Here is a 12,679-nt window from a genome sequence, read left to right on the forward strand (position 1 = left end):
GTTATATTACTGTACTATAAACAAATTGAAGGGAGAATGAAAATGGGTAAGATTATTGGCGAAGGCATTACTTTTGATGATGTTCTGCTGGTTCCGGCGTATTCAGAAGTAATCCCCAATCAGGTAGAATTATCAACTTGGCTTACAAAAAAGGTAAAGCTGAACATACCGATGATGAGTGCAGGTATGGATACAGTTACTGAGCATCGTATGGCGATTGCCATGGCGAGACAGGGCGGTATCGGAATCATTCACAAAAATATGTCTATTGAAGAGCAGGCTGAAGAAGTAGATAAGGTGAAACGTTCTGAAAACGGCGTTATCACAGACCCATTTTTCCTGTCTCCGGAACATACGCTGGCAGATGCCAACGATCTGATGTCTAAGTTCCGCATTTCAGGAGTGCCTATTACAGAAGGAAAGAAACTGGTAGGTATTATCACAAACCGGGATTTGAAATTTGAAGAAGACTTTTCCAGAAAGATTAAAGAGTGTATGACTTCAGAGGGACTGGTTACTGCCAGAGAAGGTGTTACTCTGGAAGAGGCGAAAAAAATCCTGGCGAGATCTAGAAAAGAGAAACTCCCTATTGTAGATGAAAACTTTAATTTAAAAGGGCTTATCACCATCAAGGATATTGAGAAACAGATTAAATATCCTTTGTCCGCAAAAGATGCACAGGGCAGACTGCTGTGCGGTGCCGCAGTAGGAATTACAAATAATGTAATGGCCAGAATTGATGCCCTTGTAAATGCCCATGTGGATGTAGTGGTTGTGGACTCCGCACATGGACATTCTGCAAACATTCTTCGGACAGTACGGGAGATTAAGGAAAAATATCCGGATCTTCAGCTGATCGCTGGTAATGTTGCTACAGGTGAGGCTACTAAAGCATTGATCGATGCAGGAGTAGATGCTGTTAAGGTTGGTATCGGCCCTGGTTCTATCTGTACAACCCGTGTGGTTGCCGGTATCGGTGTGCCTCAGATTACCGCTATCATGGAATGCTATGAGGTTGCCAAGGAGTATGATATTCCGATCATCGCTGACGGAGGTATCAAGTATTCCGGCGATATGACCAAAGCTATCGCTGCAGGCGCCAACGTCTGTATGATGGGAAGCATCTTTGCAGGATGCGACGAGAGCCCTGGAGATTTCGAACTGTATCAGGGAAGAAAATATAAAGTATACAGAGGCATGGGCTCTATTGCAGCCATGGAAAACGGCAGCAAAGACCGCTATTTCCAGGAAGATGCAAAGAAACTGGTACCGGAAGGCGTAGAAGGCCGTGTGGCTTACAAAGGTCATGTAGAAGATACAGTATTCCAGCTTATCGGAGGAATCCGTTCCGGAATGGGATATTGTGGAGCAAAGGATATTGAGACTCTGAAGAGAACAGGAAAATTTGTAAAGATTTCTGCAGCAGCTTTAAAAGAATCTCATCCTCATGACATTCACATTACCAAAGAGGCTCCTAACTACAGTATTGACGAATAAGATAACAAAACACAGAGATATACGAATTTGGAAATGAGTATAGAGCAGAGGGGTTGCTGTAAACACGGCGGTCCCTCTGTTTTTTGCTTTGTACTGCAGCTTAAGAGGAAACGCTCTATGAAAAGACAAGAGTACGGAGAAAGCTACGAAAAAAGAAGAACAGAAAGAAAAAAACAGAGAAAAAAAGAAAGGCTTCGCAGGATTACAATTTTTGGCACAGCAGTCCTTACAGCTTGTGTAATCGCAGCAGGAGGCAATCGGATTACTGCGGCTATGGAGGAACAGCGGCTTTTGAAGGCCAGAAACGAGTCTTTTGTAGGGGCTCCTCCCTTTCAGGTGGACCTCCTGGAGGCGAACGAGTATTCCAGGCCGGGAATCCCTCTGGAAGAAATTAACGGAATCGTAATCCACTATACGGCAAATCCGGGAAGTACAGCTCAGAATAACAGAGATTATTTTGAAGGACTAAAAGACAGCCATGAGACAAAGGTGAGCAGCCATTTTGTGGTAGGAACTGAGGGAGAGATCGTCCAGTGCATTCCAAGCTCAGAGATTGCCTATGCCTCCAATTCCAGAAACAGTGATACGCTGTCTATAGAGTGCTGTCATTTAGATGAGACAGGAGCGTTTACAGATGCAACTTATACTTCACTGGTACGTCTTACAGGATGGCTGTGCTATCGATTCAATCTTACCAGCGAAGATGTGATCCGCCACTATGACGTAACAGGAAAGATATGCCCGAAATATTATGTGGACCATCCAGAGGCATGGGAACAGTTTAAAGAGGACGTGGAAGAACAGATAAAAGTTGTGGAGCAGGAGGTAGTGGCTGCGGAGGGGGAATAATATATGGAAGGTGTAGTAGAAAAGAAAGAGATATGTGGAATTAAAAAAGTGCGGGATTACTGCAAATCGCATATGTGGTGTTCGTTCGCAATGGCAATATTAGTTGCGATTATTTTGTTGATGACTATAATGTGGGTTTATATGAAAAATCAATATTATACTCATCTTGTAGAAACTACATATACCACGGAAGAAGCACTGATGAATTCCGTCAGGATTAATATGAAGAACCAAATGGAGACGTATATTAATTTGGGATCAGGACTTTCAATAAATGAAGAGACGGTAGATGCTATCCAGGATTTTGTGACAGGAGATGTGGATGCACAGACTAATAAAGACATGAGTAACGCTTTAAAGTCAGCAGCTAGAAGTTCTACTTTTATTGTAGGAATTGCAGTGGCTTCAGAGGAGGGGATCATATATCAGTATGATAAAAACGAAATGAGAATTGCTGGTTCAAGACCCATTTGGGAGGAAGACAGTGAAGAGATGATCAAAGAGGTTTTTTCAGAAATCAAAGAAAAAAATGGAAAAAATGAAATACCTAGATATAAGATTATCACACATCCTATGATACATCCTAATATGGAAAGTTTAGGCATGATTCATATTGCCTTTCCACTTAAAAATCTCAATTCTTATCAGAATGTAGAATATATGATGCTGGTTTCCTTTCAGACACAGCCTTTGACCAGTTTCCTTAGACAAATGAACCAGAATCAAGAAGAATATATACAAGCTTATATTGAGGACAGCGAAGGGGAGATCATGCTCCATACTCAAGGAAGGGAATATATGGGAATACGTTCATCAGATTATCAGAAGGAAAACCAGCTGACTGGGCTGACTGCACAGATTGGAAATTATGGCTGGACGCTTCATGCAGTGATTGACGAAGAAATGCTGATGAAAAAGGTGGACACTATATATGGACAGATGGTAATTATTTATGCTGGGGCTATATTGATTATTCTATTGATTCTCTTTTGGACTACGAACCGAATTCTCCGCCCCGTGAATATTATAAGCAACTCCATTAAAAGAGTAGAAGACAGTGAGACAAGAGAACAGATTGCTATTGAAGGGACCAATGAAGTTTGGCAGCTTGCCCAGGAATATAATAATATGCTTCAAAAAATCAGAAAAGCAGCCCAAGATGTAGAGGAGCAGCATGATAAAGTGATAGAGTCTCTGAAGATGAAGCAGCGGGCTGAAAGAGAGGCTTTAGAATCTCAGATCAATGCTCATTTTATTTGTAATATGCTTAATGCAATTAATTATGAGGCTATGGAAAGCGGAAATTTTAAAGTCTCCATTTTACTAAAAAAGCTGTCTAATATTTTAAGGTATACTTTTGACCAGAAGCACCAGAATGTATACATGTTTCAAGAGATTTCCTGGATAGAGCAGTATCTTTTCCTTCAAAGGGAACGGCTTGACAATGCCTTTTCCTATGAGATTGATTTTGATTCGGACTATGATAACTGGCCCTGTAGAAAATTAATGCTCCAGCCCTTTGTGGAAAATTCGATTGTTCATGGATTTGAAGGTATGGAGAATGGCGGAAATATTAAGATAACCGGAAAGGGATATAAAGAATTTTTAGAAATCATCATAGAAGATAATGGACAGGGGATAGCCGAGAAGAGAAAGACTGTCATACAGGAAATTTTGGATGACCCTATGCTTGCAAAGAAAAGAGAAGTGGGGATTGGTATTTCTAATGTTATTACGCGAATGAGAATGCATTATGGAGAAAAAATGAAAGTGGAATTTTGGACAGAAGAGGGGAAAGGAACTAGATTTGTTTTTATTCTCCCTATGCCAGAATAAAAAAGATGTGATGAGGGTGAGATATTTATGAGGATTTTAATTGCAGAAGATGAAAGAAGAGCAATGAGGGGATTAAAAAATTTGATTGTCTCTATTTCTGAAGAGTACGAAGTTGTAGCAGAGGCCTCGAATGGACGGCAGGCACTGGAAATGGTACAGATTGTAAAACCCGATGTAGTTTTCACAGACTTAAAAATGCCTTATATGGATGGAATGTCTTTGATAAAAGCTGCTCAGGCTGCGGGAATATCTGCTCAATATGTGATCGTTACAGCGTATGAAGAATTTGAGGCGGCCAGAGAAGCAATCGTACTGGGAGTCAAAGACTATCTGGTGAAACCGATAACTTATGATGAAGTTTATGATCTTATGAAGCGTCTGGAGAGAAAAAAGGGAGTAGACGGAAGTGAACAGATAGGAAAGCTGAAGGAAAGATATCCGGACGCCCATCCTTTAGTAATAAAGTGTCTTAATTTTATTGACAATGGATATGGATCAAAGATTAATCAGAAAGAACTGGCAGAGAATTTAGGGGTATCTCAAGAATATCTATGTTATCTTTTTAATAAAGATATAGGAGAAACTTTTACAAAGTTTTTAAAGAACTATCGAATAGAGACGGCAAAAAGACTTCTGCTAGCAGGTTATCCTAGGGAAGAACTTCCCTATCATGTAGGGTTTTCAGACCCGAAGTATTTTAATAGAGTATTTCGGGAGACTGTAGGAATGAGCGTTGGGGAATTTGTGGAAAAAAATAATTCTATTATATGAGATTGATATAATCTTACAGAAACGGCGTTAGATGATGAGATTATTGTCTAGCGCTATTTTTATGCTGAAAAATATTTATCTTAAAATTTTCTCCCAATATTAAAAATTTACCTTAAAATTTTCTTCCAAATCTTAAAATGAGAAGTTTCGTATAATATGACGAAAATGTATAATAAAAACATCAAAAAATATACAAAGTGTAAGGAGGAAAAGATATGAAAAAACGATTTCAAAAGCTAGCAGCTCTATTTTTGGTCGGCTCATTAACTGCAGCTCTTGTATCTGGTTGTGGAGGCTCATCAGGAGGAAGCGATTCAGGGGATTCTTCAGATGGTGGAAGCTCATCGGGAGAACCAGCAGAAGTAACCTTGTGGCATTATTTTGAGGCTGAGGCACCTGCATTTGAGGCACTGATCGAGGAATACAATGAATCTCAGGATGCCATCCATATTACGCCAACGTTTGTTTCCAGGGAAGAATTGATGAATCAGTATACAATTGGTGCCGTTTCCGGAGAACTTCCGGATATCGGAATGGTGGATTCACCAGATATGGCTTCTTATATTTCTCTGGGGGTTTTTGAGGACATTACAGAGGATATACAGGATTGGGAAGATTTGGAGAACTTCTATGACGGTCCACTGTTAAGTGTTCAGGATGCAGAAGGACACTATTACGGTCTGCCACAGAATTCTAACTGTCTGACACTTTGCTGCAATATGGATATCTTGAATGCGGCAGGTTTTGATGCTCCTCCTACTACATGGGAAGAGTTCAGAGAAGTATGTGAGAAGACAACAGATACAGCAAATGGTGTTTATGGATTCTCCATGTGCGCTATCGGAACAGAAGAAGGTACTTTCCAGATTCTTCCATGGATCTGGTCAGCAGGCGGCGATATTGATAATCTGACCAGCGAAGGTTCTGTGAAAGCTATCCAGTTCCTTACAGACCTGGTTCAGAATGGATATATGAGCAAAGAAGTTGTAAACTGGCAGCAGTCTGATGCATATAACGCATTCTGTGCAGGAAAAGCAGCAATGTTTGAATCTGGTACATGGCAGCTCCAGGATATTGATGAGAAGATTAACGGCGCATTTAATTATGAATATGCATTGCTTCCAATGGATCAGGAATATGCTTCCTGTATCGGAGGTGAAAACTTTGGCGTCTGCACAGGCACAGAATACAAAGATGAATGTGTAGATTTCCTGAAATGGTTTATGAGTGCAGAGAAAAATGCAGAGTTTACAGCTGCAGCAACAAAACTTCCTGTTCGTTCTGATGCTGTTGGACTCCAGGAGATCTTTACAACAGATGAGAGATATGCAGTATTTAATGAAGCGATGAATTATGCAAAACCTCGTGGACCACATGCTCAGTGGCCGACATTGTCAGAAGCTTTATATAATGCAACACAGCAGGCTATGTTGGGAGATCAATCTGTTGAGGATGCTCTTTCTGCAGCTGCAGCTGTTATCGATCCGATTCTTGAAGAAGATCCTCTTCCAGAATCTACAGCCGGCGGAGGCGTAGCGGAGGATGTTAACCAATAAAATTACATAGTCCTATAGTTTATGCTAGATAAATAATGAGGGAGCCTCGGAAACAGTCTGGTATCCGGCTGGATTCCGGGGCTCTTTATATAGAGTCAAAAGAAGGGAGTGCATGAAATGAAGCTGAGTATAGCTGCAAAAAAGAAAAGAGAAGCATATATTTTTATTCTTCCCGGATTTCTGTATTTGCTGATTGTCTGTGGATATCCATTGGTTTACAATGTAGTGTTAAGTTTTAAAAATATGAATGTTAAAAATATGGCGACTGGCACATCTGTATTTGTCGGGTTAGAGAATTATAAGACTCTGTTTGCAGATCCGACATTCCAGATGGTTTTTAGAAATACCATTATTTTTACATTGGCTTGTCTGGTTATTCAATTTACTATTGGATTCCTGTTTGCGATGTTTTTTTCAAAGAAATTTACGCTGGCAGGACCTGTGCGTGGATTAATCCTGGTAGGTTACATGATGCCGATGTCTGTTACAGCTCTTTTAGGAAAAAATATGTTCCTGCTGGACGGAGGCGTTATTAATGATCTTCTTATGAAACTGCATATAATTTCTACGCCTGTTGACTGGCTGGTAAATGGAGGAACCGCATTAGCTGCAGTTATTGCAGTAAACTGCTGGGTAGGAATTCCTTTCAATATGCTCCTTTTGACATCTGGATTAACAGGTATCTCTGAAGATATCTATGAAAGCGCATCTATTGATGGAGCTAATAAATTTCAGCGATTTTTATATATCACTTTGCCTTTGATGAAGCCTGCAATGCTTTCAGTATTAATGCTTGGATTCATCTATACTTTCAAAGCATTCGACCTTATGTATATCATGACGTCAGGCGGTCCATATAATTCTACAGATGTTCTGGGAACTTATGCTTATTCCAAAGCTTTTACCCAGTATGAATTTTCTCAGGGCTCTGCTATTGCTATGATATTGTTCGTATGTCTGTTCCTGGTTGGCCTGTTTTATCTGAAATTATTAAGTAAGGAGGATGACTAGAATGAGTAATGAGAATGTAAGAACTGTTAAAAGACATTATTGGCAGACAAAAGAAGGACGGAGAAATGTGATCAACTGTGTTATTGCAGTTTTGATAGCTATATTCTTTCTGTTTCCGATCTACTGGCTGATCCAGATGTCATTTAAAACAGATATGGAGAGTTTCGGAAAAATTGTTACATATTATCCTCATGAATTTACCATAGACCCATGGCTGCAAAATCTTCAGGACGCAGATTTCCTTACATCATTGCGCAACAGTGTTCTTATCGCATTCTGCGCAATGCTGATTTCCCTAGTGTTTGGCGTACCAGCGGCATATGGAATGGGGCGTTATCAGGTAAAAGGCACAAAGTCCTTTATGCTTACATTTTTGGTAACTCAGATGCTTCCTGCATCCGTAATGCTTACACCTATGTATTTGACATTTTCAAAGCTGCATTTGCTGGGGACTTATTGGGCACCTGCTATTGCAGTTGCTTCAGGCTCAGTTCCTTTTATTGTGGTAACATTACGTCCATACTTTAAGAGTATACCGGTTTCTCTTGATGAGGCGGCCAGGATTGACGGATGCGGTGTGTTCCGCTCTTTCTTTAAGATTATGATACCTACTATAAAAACAGGTATTATTACAGTAGTTGTTATTTCATTCTTAAATGGCTGGAACGACTTGATCTATTCTATGACATTCAATGTAGATGCAGATATGAGGCCTTTGACAGCAAACATACGTAAGTTCCAGAGTAAATATGGAACAAAATGGAACTGTATCATGGCATATGGAGCTATTTTGGTTATCCCCGTTATTTTGGCCTTTGTCTTCCTCCAGAAATATATCGTAGGCGGTCTTACTGCCGGAGCGGTAAAAGAGTAAGAAATAAAACAGGTAAATATTTGACTAGTTTTCTATATGATTTGGCTGGCATAGAAGAAGGCTTAAATCTATAATCAGAGCTATAGAAAGGAGTAGTATTATGACAGACATTATCAAAAGAGAGGGGGAGCCTACCGGGGACTTCCGCTCAGACAACAAATTTTTATTAGGGTATTTTGAAGTGAAGGACAATGCCCTTTATTACCGCTATGACGCAGAGCGGGTGATCGTGGAACCATGGGGAAAAAACAGCCTCAGGGTCAGGGCCTCTAAGATGCCTGAAATGCCTCAGGAGCTCTGGGCACTGGATAAAAAGCCGGAAGATGACCAGCCGGAGATTAGGATTCATGAATTCAGCGCGGAGATTAAAAATGGTAAGATCAAAGCAGTGATCAATAACATCGGAAAGATTATTTTCTACAATCAGAAGGGCGAGACGCTTCTGGAGGAGTATGTACGTAACCGGGAGGACATGTTTGCGGATACCTGCAGCTCTCTGGAAGTAGAAGCCAGAGAGTTTAAGCCTATCATTGGCGGAGACTATCAGCTTACTATGCGTTTTGAGTCTAATCCTAATGAGAAAATCTATGGCATGGGACAGTATCAGCAGAAATTCCTGGATGTAAAAGGCGCTGAACTGGAGCTGGCTCACAGAAATTCACAGGCCAGCGTACCCTTTGCCCTGTCCTCTTTGGGATATGGATTCCTCTGGAACAACCCTGCAGTAGGAAGAGTAAGCTTCAACAAAAATATTACTACCTGGGTGGCCCAGTCTACAAAGAAATTAGATTACTGGATCACTGCAGGAGATACTCCGGCAGAGATTGAAGAAGCTTATGCAGACGCTACAGGAAAGGTTCCCATGATGCCGGAATATGGTATGGGATTCTGGCAGTGCAAGCTCCGGTATCAGACACAGGAAGAACTGCTGGAAGTAGCCAGAGAGTATAAGCGGAGAGGGATTCCTATTGATGTGATCGTAGTAGACTTTTTCCATTGGCCAAAACAGGGAGACTGGAGATTTGATCCCACTTATTGGCCGGATCCTGATGCAATGATACAGGAATTAAAGGAAATGGGAATTGAGCTGATGGTATCTATCTGGCCTATGGTAGATTACAAGAGTGAGAATTTTGAAGAGATGAAGGCCAAAGGACTTCTCACAAGAGTAGAGAAAGGCGTTCGCATTGACAATACTTATATGGGAAATACGATTCAGTACGATCCTACCAACCCGGAAGCCAGAGAGTATGTCTGGGGTAAGGCAAAGAAAAACTACTATGATAAAGGGGTTAAAATCTTCTGGCTGGACGAGGCAGAACCAGAATATACAGTTTATGATTTTGAAAACTATCGTTATCATCTGGGGCCTAACGTACAGATTGGAAATATCTATCCTGCCATGTATGCCAAGACATTTTTTGACGGTATGAGAGCTGAAGGCCAGGAGGAAGTTGTAAACCTGCTCCGCTGTGCCTGGGCTGGAAGCCAGAAGTATGGAGCATTGGTGTGGTCCGGGGATATCCATTCTACTTTTGAAAGCCTGCAGAACCAGTTTGCAGCAGGATTAAATATGGGAATTTCCGGAATACCATGGTGGACCACAGATATCGGAGGATTTTTCGGAGCGAATATTTACGATAAGGACTATCATGAGGTCTTTGTCCGCTGGTTTGAGTATGGAACCTTCTGTCCGGTAATGCGGCTTCATGGTTACCGGATGCCTTATCAGCCTCAATACGGAACTACCGGAGGCGCTGAGTGCGTGTCAGGAGCTCCTAATGAAATCTGGTCCTATGGGGATGAAGTATATGAGATCTGTAGGAAATACATAGAGTTGAGAGAGGCCATGCGTCCTTATATAAGATCCCTGATGGAGGCTGCTCATGAGAAAGGAACACCGATCATGCGTCCGCTGTTCTATGATTTTCCTGAGGATAAGATATGCTGGGACAATGAAAGCCAGTATATGTTCGGACCGGATATTTTAGTTGCTCCGGTTATGGAGAGGGGACAGAAAACGAAAGAAGTTTATCTGCCGAAGGGATATACCTGGACAAACCCATGGACCAAAGAGAGCTTTGAAGGCGGACAGACTGTGACCGTTGAAACTCCATTGGAGCAGATTCCATTATTCACTAAAGGAGAATTTAAACTGGAGGTATAAGTTTCTGAAACGCCGCTGCATTTTCAGCATCCGACCTTTGTGCTGAAGGGAGATATGCATTATAATGCAGCGGCTTTTATGAAAATATTGGGAGGAAAAACATGCTGAAACAAATAGGGAATAAAGTATACAGACGCTTTGATAAAGAATTATTGTGTATTCAGCCCTGGGGTAAAAACAGCTTTCGCGTACAGGCTACCCAGAGACATGAGCTTATAGAAGATGAGGATATTTCCGCCCTTCTTCCGGCGGAAGAAGTTTCTGTAAAGATATATGAGAGAGGAACAGACACAGTTATAGAAAACGGAAAGATTATCTGTGAGATCACAAGGACAGGAAAACTCCGTTTCCTGAACCAGAATGGAAAGCTTCTCCTGGAGGAATATGAGAGAATCCGTGGAATGCAGGAAGAAGGGAGAGAGGAGTTTAACAGCGCCCTTGAGATCGTGCCAAGAACCTTTGAACCAAGGCAGAGTACGGATAACTATCGGCTGACAGTACGCTTTGAGCCTGTGGATGGGGAAAAGCTTTATGGAATGGGACAGTATCAGCAGCCTTATCTGGATGTAAAAGGCTGTACTCTGGAGCTGGCTCACAGGAACTCTCAGGCAAGTATTCCCTTTGCTCTTTCCAGTAATGGATATGGATTCTTATGGAATAATCCGGCTATCGGCGCGGTAACTTTCGGCAAAAATGTGACTCAGTGGACAGCAGAATCTACGAAGCAGATGGACTATTGGATCACTGCAGGAGATACTCCGGCGGAAATCGAAGAAGCCTACGCTAATGCTACAGGAAAAGTTCCTATGATGCCGGAATACGGCATGGGATTCTGGCAGTGCAAGCTTCGCTATCAGACCCAGGATGAGATTATGGAGGTGGCCAGAGAATATCACCGCCGGGGACTTCCGGTAGATGTGATCGTAGTAGACTTTTTCCACTGGCCCCATGAGGGAGATTGGAAGTTCGACCTGGATTACTGGCCAGAACCGGAAAAGATGGTACGGGAACTGAAAGAAATGGGAATGCATTTGATGGTATCTATCTGGCCTACTGTGGACGGAGAGAGTGAGAACTATGAGGAAATGGAAGAGCTTGGCTATCTGACCCGCTCTGAACATGGAAAGAGGTTAGGACAGCTGGGAAATGCGGCAATCATCGATGTGACCAATCCCGATGGAAGAGAATACGTTTGGAGTAAGATCAAGAAAAATTATTATGAAAAAGGTATCCATATTTTCTGGCTGGATGAGGCAGAGCCTGAGTTTACTGGTTATGAATTTTCTCATTACAGGTATTTCCGTGGGGCAGACATGGAAGTGGGAAATATCTATCCAAAAGAATATGCCCGCATGGCCTATGAAGGAATGGAAAAAGAGGGTCAGGAGAACATCCTGAATCTCCTTCGCTGCGCCTGGGCCGGAAGCCAGAGATATGGCACTTTGGTATGGTCAGGAGATATTGATTCCTCTTTCCGCTCTCTGAGAAATCAGCTGGCGGCAGGACTGAATATGGGTATTTCTGGAATCCCCTGGTGGACTACAGATATCGGAGGTTTCCATGGAGGAAACATTCATGATCCTAAGTTCCATGAGGTGCTGGTTCGCTGGTTTGAATTTGGAGCCTTTTGTCCGGTCATGCGTCTTCATGGATTCCGGGAGCCTTTCAAGGCACCTTTGGGAACTACAGGCGGCGGAAAACATAACAGCGGTGCAGAAAATGAGATATGGAGCTACGGAGAAGAGGTTTATAAAATCTGTGAAAAATATATCCACCTTAGGGAAAGAATACGTCCCTATGTGAGACAGATCATGGAGGAAGCACATGAAAAGGGAACTCCTGCCATGAGGCCTCTGTTCTATGATTTCCCAGAGGATGAAAAAGCATGGGAAATCGAGGACGAGTATATGTTTGGACCAGATCTTCTGGTGGCGCCTGTTTTGTATGAGGATCAGAGAGAAAGAACTCTCTACCTGCCGGAAGGCCTCTGGAGGAACATCAATGATAACAGGGAGTATGAAGGAGGAAGGACGATTACTGTCAGCGCTCCTCTGGAACAGCTTCCCGTATTTGCAAAAGCAGGAAAATTAACGGAACTGTAAGAAAAGAAAGGGTGTA

At 42.0% G+C, this 12,679-nt stretch carries 9 protein-coding genes; all 9 read left to right on the forward strand.

Features of this window, described 5'->3' with window-relative positions; translation table 11 throughout:
• The first annotated feature begins 42 nt into the window (after positions 1-42).
• The 9 genes from guaB (at position 43) to B5G00_RS05915 (ending at position 12,663) form a co-directional block, all read left to right on the forward strand.
• Complete coding sequence (guaB, locus tag B5G00_RS05875) at positions 43-1,497, forward strand: IMP dehydrogenase (RefSeq protein WP_087269974.1); 1,455 nt, start codon at positions 43-45, stop codon at positions 1,495-1,497.
• 117 nt (positions 1,498-1,614) lie between these two features.
• A complete protein-coding gene (locus B5G00_RS05880; RefSeq protein WP_087269977.1) occupies positions 1,615-2,346 on the forward strand; it encodes a peptidoglycan recognition protein family protein in 732 nt (243 codons plus the stop codon).
• 3 nt (positions 2,347-2,349) lie between these two features.
• The gene (locus tag B5G00_RS05885) at positions 2,350-4,182 is read left to right on the forward strand and encodes a cache domain-containing sensor histidine kinase (RefSeq protein WP_087269981.1); all 1,833 of its coding nucleotides are present in this window, start codon (positions 2,350-2,352) and stop codon (positions 4,180-4,182) included.
• 27 nt (positions 4,183-4,209) lie between these two features.
• Entirely contained in the window at positions 4,210-4,953 is a 744-nt protein-coding gene (locus tag B5G00_RS05890) for a response regulator transcription factor (protein WP_087269984.1), read from the forward strand.
• A 215-nt stretch (positions 4,954-5,168) separates the two neighbouring features.
• Positions 5,169-6,509 (forward strand): ABC transporter substrate-binding protein, encoded by a 1,341-nt coding sequence (locus tag B5G00_RS05895; protein WP_087269987.1) that lies wholly within the window; start codon positions 5,169-5,171, stop codon positions 6,507-6,509.
• A gap of 117 nt (positions 6,510-6,626) precedes the next feature.
• Positions 6,627-7,520, forward strand: a complete 894-nt coding sequence (locus tag B5G00_RS05900; RefSeq protein WP_087269990.1) for a carbohydrate ABC transporter permease — start codon at positions 6,627-6,629, stop codon at positions 7,518-7,520.
• A gap of 1 nt (position 7,521) precedes the next feature.
• The gene (locus tag B5G00_RS05905) at positions 7,522-8,394 is read left to right on the forward strand and encodes a carbohydrate ABC transporter permease (RefSeq protein ID WP_087269993.1); all 873 of its coding nucleotides are present in this window, start codon (positions 7,522-7,524) and stop codon (positions 8,392-8,394) included.
• A gap of 100 nt (positions 8,395-8,494) precedes the next feature.
• Positions 8,495-10,561: a glycoside hydrolase family 31 protein gene (locus tag B5G00_RS05910; RefSeq protein ID WP_087269995.1), complete on the forward strand. Its 2,067-nt coding sequence runs from the start codon at positions 8,495-8,497 to the stop codon at positions 10,559-10,561.
• Positions 10,562-10,662: 101 nt separating this feature from the next.
• Positions 10,663-12,663, forward strand: a complete 2,001-nt coding sequence (locus B5G00_RS05915; RefSeq protein ID WP_087269998.1) for a glycoside hydrolase family 31 protein — start codon at positions 10,663-10,665, stop codon at positions 12,661-12,663.
• Positions 12,664-12,679: the final 16 nt, after the last annotated feature.

Origin of the sequence: Blautia sp. An46, from assembly GCF_002161645.1 — a bacterium.
In the GTDB taxonomy this organism is placed as follows: Bacteria; Bacillota; Clostridia; order Lachnospirales; family Lachnospiraceae; genus Blautia; species Blautia ornithocaccae.